Genomic DNA, 17,387 nt, shown 5'->3' on the forward strand with positions numbered 1-17,387 from the left:
CCAGCACTAACCCGGCGACAATCCAAACAAAAGGACGGAGCACGGCGTTGCCGCACTCCGTCCACCGGGGAGGATCAGAAGCGGTAACGGACCGAGCCCGTGACCGTACGGCCATAAAGAGCGGTATTGCTGAATACGGCGCTGGAGGAGGACAGGATCGGGCTGAGGCTGCCGCCACCACGGAAGCCGAGCTTGTCGAACAGGTTGTTGACGTTGAGGCCCAGCTCGACGCGCTCGACCGGGCGTACCGTCACGAAGCCGTTGACGAAGGTCGACCCCTTGATCGTGTAGAGGTTGAAATCGTCCGACTTGGTGCTGGTCTGACCATTCACGCTGACGCCGAAGGCCACGATCCCGGCGTCGTACGATGGCGAAACGACGAAGAGGAATTCGGGAAGCCCGCCCGGACGATTGCCGACCAGCGCGGCCGTGCCGCTGCTGGTGATCTTGGAATTCGAATAGGTCGCATCCGCGGCAAGGTGGAAGTTGCCCGCGGTGACCCGGCTGGTAAATTCGATACCGTAAGACCGATAGCCGTTCGAGATGTTCGGATCGTTGTTCGGGGCCGGCAGGCTGATGCGGGTGAAGTCGTAATTGTTCTCGGTCAGCGTGGAGTGGAAGCCGGTGATCTCAACCGAATAGGATCCACCGAACACTCCGCCACGCTGCTTCAGCCCGATTTCCTGCTGATTGAGGAAATTGACCGACGTCGATTGGCCTTGCGCGTTCAGCGATCCGTCGGCGTTGAAATTGCCGGACAGTACCCGGCGATCGGCGTTGAAGCGGCCGCCGCGGCTGGCGCGCGCGAACACGCTGGTGCTGGTATCGAAGGCGTAGAGCGCGCCCAGCGACCAGCTGACATAATGGTCCGTGTAGTCGATGTTCTCGACCGTGTTGCTCAGCACCAGCGACGGGATCAGCGCCGATCCCAGCGCATCGGCGACACGCGTCGTCGGCCCGGCGACGCCACCCTGCGCGGTGCCCTCGCCATGTACACTGTCATAGCGGATGCTGGCATCGAGGTTCAGTCCGCCGAGCTCGTAACCGACCTGCAGGAACGGCGCGGTGTCGGTATAGGTCAGGTCGACGCGCCGCGCGCAGCAGCTGCCCCAATTGTCGTTGAACCCGGCCTGGCCCGCGGCAGTCAGCTGCGTACCGGTGGTCGAGAACAGGTCGAGCGGCGCGGCGTTCTCGCCGTTCAACTCGCTGTACTGGCGATTGACGTGCCAGTCCTGCACGATGTTTTGCTTCATCAGGAACACGCCGGTCGTCACCGTCGCCTTGCCCGGCCCAACATCGAACTTCCCGTTCAACGTCAGGTTGTTGACGAAGTTGTTCATGTTCTTCATCAACGTGTTGATGTTCGGATTGGTGTTGACGTAGGTGCCGGTATAGACCTGTCCGACGTTCGGACCCGCGGCATAGCGAAGCGAGCCCACCGTGCTGCCGTTCACGGTCGAACCGATCACGCCGCCCGCGCCTGTACGGGTCGCGACGTTGATGAACTGGGTGGTGAAATTGCCGTTGATCCACTGATAGCGGATGCTGTCGTCGATCGTGATATTGTCGGTCAGGTCGTAGTGGATTTGCGCGCCCATGCCGGTGACGCGCGGGTGGATGCCCTGCACCTCGGCATTCTTCACGCCGCCGCCATCGTAATCGAGATACTGGAAGCTGCGGTTGTAGATGGAATAGGACGAACCATCGCGACCGTCGAAGGTCGGCAGCGGTGAAAACCCGGTGATCTTCGTGCCGCTATAGGTTGCGAGCGACGGCGTCGTGGTGTTGGTCGGTGCCTGTTCGTCGAGCCGCTTGAAGTTCAGCCGGATGAAGCCGCGATTGTCGGCAAAGTCCTTGGTGAGGTTCGCCTTGATCTGGTAACCCCGAAGAATGTTGAAATTCTCGTTGGTCAGCCCGCCGCCGTTGCGGGCATAGCCACCGATATGGAAGCGCGTCGTGTCGTCGATGGGAGCGCCGTAATCGAAGTCGACGCGATGTTCGCGATAACCGAGGCCGTTGCTGTACGCGACCTGGCCGCCGGCCTTGTCGCCGGTCTTGCTGAGATAGTTGACGACGGCGCCCGGTGCCTGACTGGAGAAGGTCGAGGCGGAACCGCCACGGACGGCCTCGACGCGCTGGACGTTCTGGTCGAAGCGCAGCCAGTAATCGTTGTTACCGAAGTTCATGTCACCGAACAGCACGACGGGCAGGCCGTCCTCCTGCAAGGCGACATATTCGGAACCACCGGTCGACACCGGGATGCCGCGTACGCCGATATTGGCATTGCCGCCCGGACCGGCGGTATCCGAAGGCTGCAAGCCCGGGATGTTGCGGAGCACTTCGGCTTCGGAGCGCGGCGTGAAGTTCTGGATCGCTTCCTGGCTGATCTGCGATACCGAGATTGAGCTGCGAAACCGCGAGCGTTCGCCGCTGGTCGCAGTGACGACGATGTCGTCGCTTTGCAGGCCCGCGTCAGGGATATCGCCCGCCTGGGTCACGGTGTCCGCACCGGTGGCGACGGGATTGGCGGTGGAGTTGGTCGCCTGAGGATCGGCGGTCTGCCCTGCAAAAGCAGGAGACGCCGCCAGCATCGCGATCGGCGACGTGCAGGCCAGCAGAACCTTCATCTTCATGGCAATCCCTCCTCGAACGCCCCGCTCCGGGGGCTATGGAATCGCACATACCAGCTTCACAATCGTTTGCAACACATTGTGCAAAGGATTGCAGCATGCTTGCCTCACATTTTATGCCATCGACCGCGTAAGACGCTGGAGGTAGCTCTCATGGGTCGGCATCGACCGTGCCATCGTCGCCATTGCTTCCGACAGGCGACCGATAAACGTGGTGCTTGCCGCCGCGGCTTTGGAACTGTCCAGCAGAGGGTCGGAACCAAGGGGATGGTTCAATTGGCCGATGTGGACGGCCAGCCAACTCGCGGGGCCGAATAGATCCATATCTCGGGCGATGAGACGGCCGCCCTGCCGGAAATGAGCAATCTTCAGTGCCAGCGTATCGGGTATCGTCATCGCCGCGCAGTCCCTCCACAGCGGCGCATCGTCACGCGACGTCAGCTTGTAATGCAGGATCAGGAAATCACGGATCCGCTCATATTCGGTGATAGCCACGCGATTGTACTCGTCGATCAGTAGCGGACTGAAATCTCGTGTTGGAAAATAGGCGAGCAGTTTGGCGATACCGGTTTGAATGAGGTGTATGCTCGTAGACTCAAGCGGCTCCATGAAGCCGCTTGCCAGTCCGATCGCTATCACGTTCCTGTTCCAGAACGTGCGACGGCGGCCGGTGGTGAAACGCAGCAGGCGGGGCTCGGACAGCGCCTCTCCGTCGAGGTTCGCCATGAGCGTTGCCGTGGCTTCGTCGTCGGAGATATGGCGGCTGCAATAGACATAGCCATTGCCGGTTCGATGTTGGAGCGGGATACGCCATTGCCATCCGGCCGCGCGTGCGGTGGATCGTGTATAGGGCGTCATACCGTCACCCCCTGTGGCGCAAGGCACGGCCACCGCACGGTCGCACGGCAGCCAATGTGTCCAGTCCTCGTAACCTGTGGCCAGCGCCCCTTCGATCAGCAGGCCTCGAAAGCCCGAGCAATCGACAAAGAAATCCGCATCGATCCGCCGCCCCTCCCGTAAACTGACGTGCGCGACATGGCCGGTTTCCCCGTGCAGCGCGACGTCGCCGACCCTGCCCTCCACGCGACTGACGCCACGTGCTTCGGCATAGCGGCGCAGGAGGGCGGCGTAGAGGCCGGCATCGAAATGATAAGCGTAATCGAACGTCGAGGCGACGCTGCGCGGGTCCGTCATCGGCGCGGCGAACCGCCCCCGGCTGGCGGCGGCCCAAGCCATCGAGAGATCATCGAGCGGGATCGTGGATCCCGCCGCGCGTGCCGCCAGCCAGTGCTGATGCACCGCGACCAGATCGAACGGTTTGCCGAACGTACCGAAGGGGTGGAAATAACGATGCCCCAGCTTGGCCCAATCAACGAACTCGATGCCGAGCTTGAAACTACCTTTGGTCTCGCGAAGGAAGTCCGCCTCCGCGATGCCAAGCGTGTCATTGAACAGCCTGATCGGCGGGATCGTCGCCTCACCTACGCCGACGGTCCCGATCTCATCGGACTCGACAAGAGTGATTTGGCACCGCTCGCCAAGGGCATGCGACAATGCCGCGGCGGTCATCCATCCGGCCGTACCACCCCCGACGATCAGAACGGAACGAATTGCAGCATTCGTATCATCCACGCCGCTTACCCCTTCGGTATCCCCTCGTGCGCATTCCGATGCCCATCGAGCCTCATCCATAGACGTCAAAAATTTCTCTGCAATCGACTGCGAAAGGGTCGAATTGGGAACTGGAGGAGTCGAGCGGCGAACCGCACTTCCGTGCGCTGCTTCAGGCCGTCACCGCAGCAACACCCGCCGGGCATTGGAAAAGATGGCAGGGTCCGACATCGCCCGTCGGGTACCGGAGTATCAGGGACGAAGGTCGATCCTTACGCCAGCGCAGCCGTATAGCGGAAGTCGCGAAGGCGCACCTCGCCTTTACCGGCCGCATATATACCGAGCCGCAGACTGAGGAAGCTGCCGAACACATTATGGTGGAACCCCGAGACCTCCATGCGCGTGTCGTGCCGCGTCCAGTTCCGCCCTTCATCGGTAGAGTAGGATTGCGTAACGACATGCTCGTCATTGCTTAGACGAAGGCGCAGCGTCCGCGTCTTATGCGGTTTGCGTGCCCAGCGAAGCTCATCCGAATACTCGAAGAGCTTGAGCGTGTCGGCGGTAAACCCCATCCCGACGTATGCTTTGTGGTTGTAGAACAACAATAGCCCCGCTTCCGCGTCTCCGATGAGATCGAGGGAAACCTCCGCTTCATAGGAGCGGTCGCCCACGATGCAGGTCAGCGGCGATGAATCGCCAGGCGACGCCCCCGTCGCGCGGATGAGGAGACCGTCGGGCTCGTATCGGGCGCGCCCAGCCTCGCCTGCGGCCGGCTCGTGGAAGCTCCATTGTACGCCCATGCGATCACGCGAAAAATCGTCGGTCAGTGCCGGCGTGGAAGGGCCACCCTGCCCCTTCAACGGCTTGGGCATGGGTTGCGACAAGTCGCCGCCTTTTGCCCTGAACCAGCCGTCTGCGGTCCATTCGATCGGCGCGAGCAAGGTCTGACGACCCAGCGTCCTGAACCCGTTCTCGTAACCGTGATAGACCATCCACCAGTCACCACCCGGCCCTTCTACCAGCGTGGCGTGGCCGCGCGACCACCATGGTTCGTCCGTCGAGGTGGTACGCACCAGGGGGTTATGGGGGCAGTGTTCCCACGGTCCGTTCACGGAGCGGGATCGGGCCGCGATGACCATATGCCCCGTCGCCGGACCGGCGGTGCCACCAACAGCGGTAACGAGATAGAACCAGCCATTCCGTCGCAGCAGCTTGGGCCCTTCGGGTGCGAAGTTTTCCGTCACCCAGTCATCCGGATAGTGCCATGGCGCATAAGCGGCTTCGAGGACGCCATCCGTCGCCAGGCCATCGGCGCGCAGCCTGATCCGCTTCACGCCATTGGTAAAAAGGTAGCGCCGGCCGTCTTCGCCGACAATGTGCCCCGGATCGATCTGCCCCATTATACCAAGGTCAATGGGCTTGCTCCACGGCCCGCGGATGTCGTCGGCCCAAATCACGAAGATCGACCAGCCCTTCCCCATGGGATCGGCGGGAATGTAGATGAAGTAGCGGCCATTGTGCTTCACCAGATCCACCGCCCAGATCACGCCGAGATTGTCGTGCAACGCCGGGCCGATCGGCGCCCAATTCACCAGGTCGGTCGAGTGCCAGATGACCAAGGCAGGATAGGAATAGAAAGACGAAAACGTCATGTAGTAATCATCGCCATCCTTCAGGATGGTGGGATCGGGATGGTCGCCTGCCACGATCGGATTGCGGAACATGCCATTGCCGAGGTCGGCCTTGCGTTGTCCGTCAGACCCGACGCCCCAACGCTTGCCGCTCTCGGCTGCTGCCGCGTATGCAGGATCACTGGGGATCGCAGACATAGCAGGCACCAGCGGACCAGCTAGCGCTGCCTTCAACAGGCTACGTCGAGGAAAAGTCAAAGCCGGTCTCCGAGACTGTTTCTTCTTGGCGAGGTAACGTCAGGTTGCGATCACTTCGCTCAGCACGGCGCCACTGGAGACAGCTTTTGCACAGATAGACGGATCTGACGATTGCACCTGGATGGATTTGAGAGCGAACCGCATTTGACGCATCCGAAATCTTTACGGCGTCAGGTCCGATACCGCAGCGCTTCCAGCACCAGGCTGAAGGCCGGTGAAGGCTGTTGGCGGCTGCCCACCTCGAATTGCTGGCGCGAACTGCGCGCATATTGATCGATCGCGCTTCTCAACGGACGCGCTTCCAATGGCGGGTTTCGGGATGACCCCGAATCCAACTGGATGACCGAGGAGGGGCGTCGAGCTGTCGACCAAGTGAGCCTGAACGAAGGGCTGCCTATGCCAACGGAACTCCCGAAAGCGGTCGGACCGTTCTCCACCAAAGTTCGACAACGGGATGTCGGAGAAAACTGGATTTCTCGTTCCTCAAACCTGGTTTACACCTTGACCAGAAACTTAGTTATATCCCGGCACGTAGGGCATCGAAGTTTACAGTCTTTATGCAATGAAATCAGTGTGCAATGACGGACTCTTAATCAGCGGGTCCTTGGTTCGAACCCAAGTGCGTCTACCACTCTCCACCGCAGAAATGATTGCCCTTTTTAGGTCCGCTGCCGGGTGTCGAAGTGGGTGTTTAGAGCTGTGTGCTCCACCCTGCATCCACCTCGCTCTATTCCGGCCTGCTCACCGCACCGCTTTGAACCCCGCCCATTCCTAACCGTGCACCGATGTTGCGGCACACGGCCGGCACCGCATCGGCTTTTCGCAACTCGGCCTGGATTATTGGGGCTTCTCCGGTTTTCTCGCTAGGCGTGAAAGCGGTGACATAGGAGACGGTGGAGATTTTCGCGGACCATCACCGCCGGCTCGTGCCGATGACGTGGGACTGGGCGAGGGTCACGTTCGAGAACAAGGTTTGGCGCGCCGGCGAGGCCGACGACCGCAAACCGCAGATGCTGGCGCTCTGCGAGCGGCGGGGCGGCCATCGAGCAACTGTCGCCCAACGAACATCTGCCCGTCGACAACTGCATCCGTTTCAGCTCGGCGAAGAAGGAGCGCTTCATACTCGCGTGGGTCAAAGATGGCCATTTGCAGAAAGGCCAATGGGTATTCGGCAGATAGGAGAGCCCACCTTCCCGAGCCAGTGCTGGCGCTTCTAGCCCTACACTCTGGCCTGCGATTCGGAGAGGAGGGCCTTCACCACGCCGGGATCGGCGAGCGTCGAGGTATCGCCGAGGCTTGCCGTATCCCCTTCGGCGATCTTGCGCAGGATGCGGCGCATGATCTTGCCTGAGCGGGTCTTGGGCAGGCCGGGAGCGAACTGGATCGCGTCGGGGGTCGCGATCGGGCCGATCTCGCGCCGCACCCAGTCGCGCAGGCCCGCGCGCAGCGTCTCGTCGGCGGCCACGCCGGCGTTCAGCGTGACATAGGCATAGATCCCCTGCCCCTTCACGTCGTGCGGGAAGCCGACCACCGCCGCCTCGGCGACATCGGCGTGGAGGACGAGCGCGCTCTCGACCTCGGCGGTCCCCATGCGATGACCGCTGACGTTGATGACGTCGTCGACGCGGCCGGTGATCCACCAATAGCCGTCCGCATCGCGCCGCGCCCCGTCGCCGGTGGTGTAGACGCCCGGATAGAGGCTGAAATAGGCGTCGAAGAAACGGGCGGGATCGCCCCACAGGCCGCGCATCTGACCGGGCCAGGAAGCGGCGATGACCAGATTGCCCTCCGCCGCGCCATCCAGTTCGCGGCCCTCGGCGTCGAGCAGGCGCGGATCGACGCCGTGAAAGGGCAGGCTCGCCGAGCCGGGCTTGGCCGGCGTGCCGGGTAGCGGCGTGATCATATGGCCGCCGGTCTCGGTCTGCCACCAGGTGTCCATCACCGGGCAGCGGCCGCCGCCGACGACGTCGTGATACCAGCGCCACGCTTCGGGATTGATCGGCTCGCCGACCGAGCCCAGCATCTTGAGCGAGGCGCGGCTGGTGCCGGTGACATAGGCATCCCCCTCCTTCATCAGCGCGCGCAGCGCGGTCGGCGCGGTATAGAGCGTCGTCACCCGATGCCGGTCGACCACCTCCCAAATCCGCGCCGGGGTCGGCCAGTTGGGGACGCCCTCGTACATCAGCGTCGTCGCGCCATTGGCGAGCGGGCCGTAGACGATATAGCTGTGGCCGGTGACCCAGCCGATATCGGCGGCGCACCAATAGACGTCGGGCGCGGTATAATCGAACACCGTGGCGTGCGTCATCGCCGCCCACAGCAGATAGCCGCCGGTGCTGTGGACGACGCCCTTGGGCTTGCCGGTCGAACCGCTGGTGTAGAGGATGAACAAGGGGTCCTCCGCCGCCATCGGCTCGGGCGGGCAGTGGGCGGCGACGCCCAAGACGGCCTCGTGATACCAGACGTCGCGGCCCGCGGTCATAGGCACCGCGGCGCCGGTCGCGCGGACGACAAGGACGTGATCGACGGCGCCCGCGATCGCCAGCGCCTCGTCGACGCAAGCCTTGAGCGCGATCGTGCGGCCACCGCGGCGGCCCTGGTCGGCGGTGATGACGATCCGGCTGTCGCAATCGGCGATCCGGCCGGCGAGCGCTTCGGCGGAAAAGCCGGCGAACACAACCGAATGGACCGCGCCGATCCGCGCGCAGGCGAGCATCGCGAACGCCGCCTCCGGAATCATCGGCATATAGAGGGTGATGCGGTCGCCCTTCCCCGCGCCGAGCCCCTTGAGCACGTTGGCGAAGCGCGACACCTCGCGGTGCAGTTCGGCATAGGTGATGCGGCGTGGCGCGGTGGCGGGATCGTCGCCTTCCCAGAGGATCGCGACCTGATCGCCGCGCGTCGCGAGATGGCGGTCGATGCAATTGGCGGCGACGTTGAGCACGCCGTCCTCGAACCAGCGGATATGGAAATCGTCGCGATCGAACGACCAGTCGCCCGCACGCGTCGGCGCCGTCATCCAGTCGAGCCGGGTCGCCGCCTCCAGCCAGAAGCCATCGGGATCGGCGAGCGAGCGGGCGTGGACGGCCTGACGGTCGGCGAGCGGGGTGGCGGTCGACATGGCATCTCTCCTTGGCGTTCAGCCGATCGCGTCGTGATCGGCGATATAGCGGTCGAGCGCGCTCGCCGCGTTGAGCATGTGCGCGCGCATCCGGCGCGCCGCGGTTTCGCCATCGCCCTCGGCGATCGCCGCCATCACGCCGTCATGCTCCTCGCGCGAGCGGACGATGCGGCGGCCCTGGCGCAATTGCGTGCGGCGGAAGGCGTTGAGGCGGGTGCGAGTCGCGATCGCCTGTTCGGCGAGGAAGGCGTTGTGCGTCGCATGGTACAGCGTCTCGTGAAAGGCGCGGTTGAACGTGTCATAGGCGTCGACGTCGTCCGCCTCGACCATCGCCAGCGACGAATCGTGGAGCTGGATCAGCCGGCTGCGCTCGAGCGGCGTCATGCGGTTGGTGGCGAGCCGCACGCACATCGCCTCGATCTCCGCCATCGCCTCGAACATGTCCATGATCCGCTCGGGGGTCAGCCGGGTGACGACGACGCCGCGGCGCGGGCGCATCTCGGCGAGGCCGCTGACCGCAAGCTGGCGCAGCGCCTCGCGCACCGGCGTCCGCGACGCGCCGAACCGGTCGGCGAGCTGCTGCTCGTCGAGCTGCGTGCCGGCACGCAGCGCGCCGCTGGCGATCTCGTCGGTCAGTGCGTTGCGGATCCGGTCGGACAGCAACGTCCGTTCCTCGCCCAGCTCGTCCACGTCGCTCGCCATCGTCAGCCCCCCACGATCCCGCGCACCGCCAGATAGAGGATCGACGGCGCGACCAGACAGCCAAGACCGGTGTGGAAGGTCGCGGTCAAGGCGCCATAAGGCACCAGCCGCCGGTCGGTCGCGGCGAGCCCGCCGGAGACGCCGCTCACCGTACCCATCAGCCCGCCGAACACCATCGCGCTGCGCGGATTGTCGAGGCCGATGAAGCGCGCCACCAGCGGCGTGCCGATCATTACCAGCACCGCTTTCAGCACGCCGGTGGCGATCGACAGCGCGATCACCGCCGAACTGGCGCCCAGCGCCGCGCCGGTGACCGGACCGACTATATAGGTGACCGCACCCGCGCCGATCGTCGTCATCGACACCGCATCGGTATAGCCGAACGCCGCGGCGACCAGCGCGCCGAACACGAACGGAATCACCGTGCCGAGCGCCAAGGCGACCGCGCCGATCAGCCCGGCTTTCTTCGCCTGCACGACGTCGACCTCGAAGGCGGTGGCGACGATCGCGAAGTCGCGCAGCATCGCGCCGCCCATCAGGCCGATGCCGGCGAGGATCGGGATATCGGCAACGCCCTTCTCGCCGCCGGTCCACAGTCCGGCGGCGAAGGCGCCGGCCAGACCGATGATGATCGCGATCGCCGAGCCGTGGACGCGGCCACGCGTCACATGTTTCGAAAGTGCATTGGACAGCCACATGACCAGCCCGACGACCGCGAAGGCGGTGAGCAGCGCATTGGCGGCGAACACATGGGTGAGCATCGCGGTCATGCGGGGTCTCCCGCGGCGACGCGCGCCGCCTCGCGCGCGGTGGCGCTCCTCGCCTCGATCTCGTCCATCGTCTCGTTGGTGCCGCCCAGCCGGCTGAGGATCGCGACCATGCCGAAGCAGAGCAGCAACGCGCCGACCGCGGCGATCACCACCACCGGGCCGCCCTCGGCAGCGGCAACGACATTCTGCTGCGCCGCCATCGCGACGACGATCGGGATGTAGAGCGCACCCCAGAATTCGACGCCGAGCTTGAGGCCATGGCTCATCAGCCCGCGCGCGCCGAGCCACAGCCGCGCCGCGATCAACAGGATCATCGCGATGCCGACCCCGCCGACATTGGCCTTCACGCCCAGCGCGACCCCGAGCAGATCGCCGAGGAACACGCCGATCAGCGTGCAGATGGCGAGCAGCGCCACGCCGGAGATCGTCATGCCGGCACCTGCGGGAACGCGCAGATCGGCCCATGCGTATGCATCGTCACGCTTCGCATCCTTCCATGTACGCCGATCTGTCGTCGGCACATCGCATTGTATGCAAACTCTTGCATTCGACGCAATAGGCAATACAAAGAGGGCATTCGGAGCAATGTTTGGATACGGACGGGCGATGCGCGACTGGCACAGCAAACAAGCGGCGCGCACGGCGCGGATCGAAGCGGGCAGCCGTTTCGCCACGGGCAAGCTGGTCGCCCCCGCCGACCTGACGCCGTTCCTCGAGGCGGTGCTGCGTCCCGGCGACCGCGTCTGCCTGGAGGGCGACAACCAGAAACAGGCCGATGTCATCGCCCGCGCGCTCGCCGCGGTCGATCCGGCGCGCATCCACGATCTGCACATGGTGCAGTCGGGCGTGGTGCTGCCCGAGCATCTCGACCTGTTCGACAGCGGCATCGCGCGGCGGCTCGACTTCTCCTATTCGGGGCCGCAATCGGCGCGGATCGCCAAGATGCTGTTCGGCGGCACGATCGAGCTCGGCGCGGTGCACACCTATCTCGAACTGTTCGCGCGCTATTTCATCGACCTGACGCCGCAGGTCGCGCTGATCGCCGCGGTCAGCGCCGACCGCGACGGCAATCTCTACACCGGCCCCAATACCGAGGACACGCCGACCGTGGTGGAGGCGACGACCTTCGGCAACGGGCTGGTGATCGCGCAGGTCGGCGAGATCGTCGACACGGTGCCGCGCGTCGATATCCCGGGCGATCAGGTCCATTTCATCGTCGACGCCGCCAAGCCCTTCTATGTCGAGCCGCTCTTCACCCGCGACCCGGCGGCGATCACCGAGACGCAGATCCTCACCGCGATGCTGGCGATCAAGGGGCTGTACGAACCCTATGGCATCCGCCGGCTCAACCACGGCATCGGCTTCAACACCGCCGCGATCGAATTGCTGCTGCCGACCTATGGCGAGCGGCTCGGCCTCAAGGGCAAGGTGTGCACGCATTGGGCGCTCAATCCGCATCCGACGCTGATCCCGGCGATCGAGGCGGGCTGGGTCGAGCAGGTCCATTGCTTCGGCTCGGAGGTCGGCATGGAGGACTATCTCCGCGCCCGGCCCGATATCTTCTTCACCGGCCCGGACGGCTCGCTGCGTTCGAACCGCGCCTTCTGCCAGACTGCTGGCCTCTATGCCTGCGACATGTTCATCGGCTCGACGCTGCAGATCGACCTGATGGGGCATAGCTCGACCGTCACCGCCAACCGCATCGCCGGTTTTGGCGGCGCGCCCAATATGGGATCGGACGCGCGCGGGCGGCGGCATCCGAGCGAACCCTGGCTGCGCGCCGGGGCGGAGGCCGATCCTGACGGCCCCGCCCCGCTGCGCCGTGGGCGCAAGCTGGTCGTCCAGATCGGCGAGACGTTCGGCGACGGCAACACGCCGATGTTCGTCGAGCGGCTGGCCGCGCTCGACCTTGCCGAAAAGCTCGATCTCGATCTGGCGCCGGTGATGGTCTATGCCGACGACGTCACGCATATCGTCACCGAGGAGGGCATCGCCAATCTGCTGCTGTGCCGGACGAAGGACGAGCGCGAACAGGCGATCCGCGGCGTCGCGGGCTATACCGACATCGGCCGCGGCCGCGACAAGGCGATGGTCGAGCGGCTGCGCGAACGGCGGATCATCCAGCGGCCGCAGGATCTCGGCATCGATCCGCTCGACGCCGACCGCAGCCTGCTCGCCGCGCATTCGATCAAGGATCTGATGCTCGCCTCGGGTGGGCTCTACCGGCCGCCGAGCCGGTTCCGGAACTGGTAAGGGGACGCGGGACATGGAAACGCTTCGCTACGATATCGCCGCGCCGCGCGCCGCCGGCGGCGACCGGCAGACCGCGCTGGTCGGCGTCGTCGCCTCGGGCAATCTGGAGGTGCTGCTCGAACGCGGCGGCGCACCCGATCGCTGCACGATCGAGATCGCGACCGCGGCGCATGGCTTCGCCGAGCTATGGGCGGCGGTGACCGCCGACGTGGTCGCGGCGCGCGGCGGCGGCGGCCTGCGCATCGCGATCAACGATGGCGGCGCGCGGCCCGATACCGTCGCGCTGCGGCTGGCGCAGGGCATTCGCCTGATCGAGGAGCCGGTCGCATGAGCCATCTCCGCCAAAGCTGGTATGAGGCAAGCGCCCGCGCACGCCTCGACGCGCTGGTCGACCCCGGCAGTTTCGTCGAGTTCGTCGGTCCCGAGCGGCGCGAGACCAGCCCGCACCTGCCGATCTTCGACCTGCCGCGCCAGTTCGACGACGGCATCGCGGTCGGCGCGGCGACGATCGACGGCAAGGCGATACTGGTCGCCGCGCAGGAGGGCCGCTTCATGGGCGGCGCGTTCGGCGAGGTGCACGGCGCCAAGCTCACCGGCCTGCTCCGCGCCGCCGCGACGCTGCGCCGCGACGTGGTGATCGCCTTCGACACCGGCGGCGTGCGGTTGCAGGAGGCCAATGCCGGCGAACTCGCCATCGCCGAGATCATGCGCGCCGTGCTCAACGCACGGCTGGCGGGCGTACGCGTCGTCGGGCTGATCGGCGGGCGCTCCGGCTGCTATGGCGGCGGCAGCCTGATCGCCGGCTGCTGCTCGGCGCTGGTCATCTCCGAACAGGGGCGGCTCAGCGTCTCGGGGCCGGAGGTGATCGAAACCAATCGCGGCGTCGAGGAATTCGACTCGCGCGACCGCGCGCTGGTGTGGCGGACGATGGGCGGCAAGCATCGCTATCTGATCGGCGGGGTGGACCTGTACGTCGACGACGATGCCGCGGCCTTCCGTGCTGCGACGCTGGACGCGCTGCTTCGCCCCGCGACGCTGGACGCCACCATGCTCGCGGCCGAACAGGCGCGGCTCGAACGCCGGCTGGCGCGCTTCGGCGACGCGCCCGACGGTCGCGACGTGTGGACCGCACTCGGCATCGCCGATGCGGCGACCGTCCCCGATCTGGCGACCAACGATTTCCTCGCCGCTGCCGCCGGCCACCGGGAGAGTGCCGATGACGCCCGCTGATATCCTCGCCTCGCTTTTCCCCGCCGGCCATGACGTCACGGCGACCGGCGCGCTGTTGCGCGGCGCCGGCGATGGCGGCCGCATCCATGTCCTCGGCATCGTCGACGGCGCCTTTCCCGGCGTCGACGAGGCGGTCGCGCTCGCAGGCGACGTGCTCGCCATCGCCGCGCGCGGCGACGGCGCGCCGATCCTGTTCCTGCTCGATTCCGGCAGCCAGCGGATGAGCCGCCGCGACGAGCTGCTCGGGCTCAGCGAGACGCTGGCGCATCTCGCCAAGGCGCTGCGGCTGGCGGCGGCGCGCGGCCATCGCACGATCGGCCTGCTCTATGGCGGCACCGCGGCGGGCGCGTTCATCGCCACCGCGCTCGCCTGCGACACGCTGGTCGCGCTGCCCGGCGCGCATCCGGCGGTGATGGACCTGCCGTCGATGGCGCGCGTCACCAAGCTGCCGCTCGCGGTGCTGGAGGAGAAGGCGGCGGCGACCCCGGTGTTCGCGCCGGGGCTCGACAATATCGTCGCCACGGGTGGCATCGCCGCGGTCTGGGACCCGGACCGGCCGCTCTCGTACCAGCTCGCGGCCCTGCTCGCCGAACCACTGGCCGGCGACGCGCGCGCCAGGCTCGGCGCCGCGCGTGGCGGCCGGCCCAAGGCCGCGGCGATTGCGGCGGAGGTGGAGCGGCTGGCGCTGGCGCATGGCTGAGCTGCCGCGCCATATGCTCGCTTATGTCGCGCCCGAAGCCTGGGCGACGATGATCGGCGCCGACGAGCCGGCGGCACTGCGCGACTGGGCCGCGGCGGGGCGGCCGGCGATCGTCCGGCGCACGCTGTGCGACGATGGCGACGCGGTGCCGCTCGGCGTGCCGCTGCCACCCGCGCTCGGCAAGCGGCGCGTGGCGCTGCGCTGCCCGCCGCACGCGATCCTGCGCACCGCGGCGCCGCCGCTGCTCCGCGACGCGGCCGCCGCCGCGCCGCGCGAATGGCAGGTGACGATCGCCGCGCTGCTGCTGTGCGATCCGGCGATGCGCTGTTTCGGCAGCCTCGCGTGGCAGTATCTGACCGGGCTAGCCTATCTCGGCGAAAGCTCGGACATCGACCTCATCCTCGCCTGCGCCACCGCCGCGGAGGCGGACGCCCGCGCGGCGCAGCTCGCGGTGATCGCCGCCGATGCGCCGATGCGCATTGATGCCGAACTGGTCGCGGCCGACGGCGCCGCCGTGCAATGGCGCGAATGGCGGTCGGGCGCGCCCGACGTGCTCGCGAAATCGCCCGACGCGGCGCGCCTCGTCGATCGTGCGGCGATCTTCCGATGATCGCCGTTGCCCGCCACGGCGAGGATCGCAGCGCCGCGGCGATCGGCGACGCCGCCGCAGACTGCCTGATCCGCGAGGTCGAGACCTGGCCCAAGCCCGGACTGGTCAGCCACGTCGACCAGGGCGCGCACGACGACATGGACGCCGACCTGCTCCGCCGTAGCGCCCGCGTGCTCGCGCCCTATTTCGCCGATCTCGCCGCCGCCGGGGCGGCCGGGGGCGACATGGACCGGCTGCGCACGATCGGCATGGCGGCGGAGGCAGCGATGCTGGCCGCGACCGCCGGGGTGAACACGCATCGCGGCGCGATCTTCGGGCTCGGCCTGCTCGCGGCAGCGGCAGGGTTCCGCACCCGGTACGGCGTCGCGGCACCGCTCGGACGGATCGTCGCGGCGCGTTGGGGTACGGGCATTCTCGGCGGCCCCGTCGATCTGCACAGCCATGGCAGCGTCGTCGCGCGCCGCTATCGCGCGGGCGGCGCGCGCGCCGAAGCGGCGGCCGGCTTCCCCGCCGTCTATGACGTCGCCCTGCCCGCGCTCGCCGACGCGCGCCGGATCGCCGACGGAGACGAAGCCGCCCGCGTACAGGCGTGTATGGCGCTGATCGCCGGGGTCGCGGACAGCAACCTCCTCTATCGCGGCGGCCCCGCCGGCCTCGCCTTCGCGCAGCGGCAGGCAAGCGCCTTTCTCGCCGATGGCGGGGTTGGCGCCGCCGGCTGGCGCGCTCGCGCGGCCGCGATCCACGCGGCGTTCGTCGCGCGGCGGCTGAGCCCCGGCGGCTGCGCCGATCTGCTCGCGATGGCGCTGTTCGTCGCAGCGGTCGAGCGGTGAGCCTCGCCTTGCTCTGTTCGGGTCAGGGACGGCAGCATCGCGCGATGTTCGACCTCGTCGCCGATCACGCGACCCCGGTCCTGGCCGCCGCATCGGCGACGCTGGGGACCGACGTCCGCGATTTCGTGCGGACGGCGTCGGACGCCGATCTGCATGCCAATCGCGCCGGCCAGATCGTCTGCGTCGCCGGCGCGATGGCGGTGGCGGAGGCGCTGTTTCCGGATGGCGCACCGGCGGATACGATCGTCGCGGGGTATAGCGTCGGGGAGATCGCGGCATGGGGGATCGCGCGCGTCTGGTCGCCGGCGGATACCTTCGCCGTCGTCGATGCGCGCGCCGTCGCGATGGACGCCGCGAGCGGGCCGGATGACGGGCTCGGCTATATCCGTGGCCTGCCGCACGACGATGTCGCCGCGCTGGCCGACCGGTTCGGCTGCGCCGTCGCGATCGTCAATCCCGGCCGCCTGTTCGTCTGCGGCGGCACGCGCGACGCTATCATAGCATTATGCGCGGCGGCACTCGCCGATGGTGCGGTCAGCGCCGCCCCGCTGCCGGTTCACGTCGCCTCGCACACGCCGCGTCTCGCCGCCGCCGTCGCGCCATTTTCGCAAATGCTGGGTTCCATCGCGATGGCCCGGCCGACGCTCCGCTTGATGACCGCGACGGACCAGAGCCTCGTCAGCCTGCCCGCCCGCGCCATTGCGGGCCTCGCCGGACAGGTCATGACGACGATCGACTGGGCCGCGCTGCTCGACGCTTTGGCCGAGCGCGGCGTCGATCAGGTCCTCGACCTCGGCCCGGGCTCCGCCCTCGCCGAGATGGCATCCGCGGCGATACCCGACGCGCACGTCCGTGCCGTCGATCAGTTCCGAACCCTGCAAGGGGTGCGAGACTGGCTGGTCCGTCATGATCGGTGAGCGTTACGGCAGATAGGCGATCGGGCGGCGGCCGCCCGTCCGGTCAGCGAACGTGCCATCTTCGCTATAAGGAATGTGTCGGAGCAGTCATCCCAAGCAATTATATTGCAGCGCACCAAATACA

Annotated in this window: 14 protein-coding genes; 7 read left to right on the plus strand and 7 right to left on the minus strand. The window is 66.7% G+C overall.

Features of this window, described 5'->3' with window-relative positions:
* Nucleotides 1-74: 74 nt before the first annotated feature.
* The 7 genes from AC07U4_RS04205 to madL all read right to left on the minus strand — a co-directional run bounded on the left by AC07U4_RS04205 (nucleotide 75) and on the right by madL (nucleotide 11,154).
* Nucleotides 75-2,633, minus strand: a complete 2,559-nt coding sequence (locus tag AC07U4_RS04205) for a TonB-dependent receptor domain-containing protein (protein ID WP_495194543.1) — start codon at nucleotides 2,631-2,633, stop codon at nucleotides 75-77.
* A gap of 111 nt (nucleotides 2,634-2,744) precedes the next feature.
* A complete protein-coding gene (locus tag AC07U4_RS04210) occupies nucleotides 2,745-4,262 on the minus strand; it encodes a tryptophan halogenase family protein (protein WP_495194544.1) in 1,518 nt (505 codons plus the stop codon).
* A gap of 251 nt (nucleotides 4,263-4,513) precedes the next feature.
* Nucleotides 4,514-6,070 carry a family 43 glycosylhydrolase gene (locus tag AC07U4_RS04215; RefSeq protein WP_495194545.1) on the minus strand — a complete coding sequence of 519 codons (1,557 nt, stop codon included), beginning with the start codon at nucleotides 6,068-6,070 and terminating at the stop codon, nucleotides 4,514-4,516.
* A gap of 1,279 nt (nucleotides 6,071-7,349) precedes the next feature.
* On the minus strand, nucleotides 7,350-9,251 hold the full coding sequence (gene acs, locus AC07U4_RS04220) for an acetate--CoA ligase (RefSeq protein ID WP_495194546.1): 1,902 nt from the start codon (nucleotides 9,249-9,251) through the stop codon (nucleotides 7,350-7,352).
* A gap of 18 nt (nucleotides 9,252-9,269) precedes the next feature.
* A complete protein-coding gene (locus AC07U4_RS04225) occupies nucleotides 9,270-9,953 on the minus strand; it encodes a GntR family transcriptional regulator (protein WP_495194547.1) in 684 nt (227 codons plus the stop codon).
* A 2-nt stretch (nucleotides 9,954-9,955) separates the two neighbouring features.
* On the minus strand, nucleotides 9,956-10,723 hold the full coding sequence (gene madM, locus AC07U4_RS04230; RefSeq protein WP_495194548.1) for a malonate transporter subunit MadM: 768 nt from the start codon (nucleotides 10,721-10,723) through the stop codon (nucleotides 9,956-9,958).
* Nucleotides 10,720-11,154, minus strand: coding sequence for a malonate transporter subunit MadL (madL, locus tag AC07U4_RS04235; protein ID WP_137897041.1), 435 nt, complete (start codon nucleotides 11,152-11,154; stop codon nucleotides 10,720-10,722). Before madL ends, madM begins: the two co-directional genes overlap by 4 nt.
* Nucleotides 11,155-11,329: 175 nt before the next feature.
* On the opposite strand from madL, the gene mdcA reads away from it, so the two are divergent.
* The 7 genes from mdcA to AC07U4_RS04270 are packed head-to-tail and all read left to right on the plus strand — an operon-like array spanning nucleotide 11,330 to nucleotide 17,263.
* Nucleotides 11,330-12,976, plus strand: coding sequence for a malonate decarboxylase subunit alpha (mdcA, locus tag AC07U4_RS04240; protein WP_495194549.1), 1,647 nt, complete (start codon nucleotides 11,330-11,332; stop codon nucleotides 12,974-12,976).
* Between the two features lie 13 nt (nucleotides 12,977-12,989).
* On the plus strand, nucleotides 12,990-13,307 hold the full coding sequence (gene mdcC / locus AC07U4_RS04245; RefSeq protein WP_038660098.1) for a malonate decarboxylase acyl carrier protein: 318 nt from the start codon (nucleotides 12,990-12,992) through the stop codon (nucleotides 13,305-13,307).
* Entirely contained in the window at nucleotides 13,304-14,206 is a 903-nt protein-coding gene (locus AC07U4_RS04250; protein ID WP_495194550.1) for a biotin-independent malonate decarboxylase subunit beta, read from the plus strand. The genes mdcC and AC07U4_RS04250 overlap by 4 nt, the downstream gene beginning before the upstream one ends.
* Nucleotides 14,193-14,906, plus strand: a complete 714-nt coding sequence (locus tag AC07U4_RS04255) for a biotin-independent malonate decarboxylase subunit gamma (RefSeq protein WP_495194551.1) — start codon at nucleotides 14,193-14,195, stop codon at nucleotides 14,904-14,906. The genes AC07U4_RS04250 and AC07U4_RS04255 overlap by 14 nt, the downstream gene beginning before the upstream one ends.
* Nucleotides 14,899-15,516: a malonate decarboxylase holo-[acyl-carrier-protein] synthase gene (gene mdcG, locus AC07U4_RS04260; RefSeq protein WP_495194552.1), complete on the plus strand. Its 618-nt coding sequence runs from the start codon at nucleotides 14,899-14,901 to the stop codon at nucleotides 15,514-15,516. The genes AC07U4_RS04255 and mdcG overlap by 8 nt, the downstream gene beginning before the upstream one ends.
* Complete coding sequence (gene mdcB / locus AC07U4_RS04265; protein ID WP_495194553.1) at nucleotides 15,513-16,346, plus strand: triphosphoribosyl-dephospho-CoA synthase MdcB; 834 nt, start codon at nucleotides 15,513-15,515, stop codon at nucleotides 16,344-16,346. Before mdcG ends, mdcB begins: the two co-directional genes overlap by 4 nt.
* Nucleotides 16,343-17,263 carry an ACP S-malonyltransferase gene (locus AC07U4_RS04270; RefSeq protein WP_495194554.1) on the plus strand — a complete coding sequence of 307 codons (921 nt, stop codon included), beginning with the start codon at nucleotides 16,343-16,345 and terminating at the stop codon, nucleotides 17,261-17,263. Before mdcB ends, AC07U4_RS04270 begins: the two co-directional genes overlap by 4 nt.
* The last annotated feature ends 124 nt before the right edge of the window (nucleotides 17,264-17,387 follow it).

The organism is Sphingomonas sp. GW821-FHT02B09 (genome assembly GCF_059421875.1).

Bases quoted from the DNA above. Each gene is read 5' to 3' on its own strand.
- mdcC (WP_038660098.1), top strand. From the start codon at position 12,990: ATGGAAACGCTTCGCTACGATATCGCCGCGCCGCGCGCCGCCGGCGGC.
- madM (WP_495194548.1), bottom strand. From the start codon at position 10,723: ATGACCGCGATGCTCACCCATGTGTTCGCCGCCAATGCGCTGCTCACC.
- mdcG (WP_495194552.1), top strand. From the start codon at position 14,899: ATGGCTGAGCTGCCGCGCCATATGCTCGCTTATGTCGCGCCCGAAGCC.
- AC07U4_RS04215 (WP_495194545.1), bottom strand. From the start codon at position 6,070: ATGTCTGCGATCCCCAGTGATCCTGCATACGCGGCAGCAGCCGAGAGC.
- AC07U4_RS04205 (WP_495194543.1), bottom strand. From the start codon at position 2,633: ATGAAGATGAAGGTTCTGCTGGCCTGCACGTCGCCGATCGCGATGCTG.
- madL (WP_137897041.1), bottom strand. From the start codon at position 11,154: ATGACGATCTCCGGCGTGGCGCTGCTCGCCATCTGCACGCTGATCGGC.
- AC07U4_RS04225 (WP_495194547.1), bottom strand. From the start codon at position 9,953: ATGGCGAGCGACGTGGACGAGCTGGGCGAGGAACGGACGTTGCTGTCC.
- AC07U4_RS04255 (WP_495194551.1), top strand. From the start codon at position 14,193: ATGACGCCCGCTGATATCCTCGCCTCGCTTTTCCCCGCCGGCCATGAC.
- AC07U4_RS04250 (WP_495194550.1), top strand. From the start codon at position 13,304: ATGAGCCATCTCCGCCAAAGCTGGTATGAGGCAAGCGCCCGCGCACGC.
- mdcA (WP_495194549.1), top strand. From the start codon at position 11,330: ATGCGCGACTGGCACAGCAAACAAGCGGCGCGCACGGCGCGGATCGAA.
- acs (WP_495194546.1), bottom strand. From the start codon at position 9,251: ATGTCGACCGCCACCCCGCTCGCCGACCGTCAGGCCGTCCACGCCCGC.
- mdcB (WP_495194553.1), top strand. From the start codon at position 15,513: ATGATCGCCGTTGCCCGCCACGGCGAGGATCGCAGCGCCGCGGCGATC.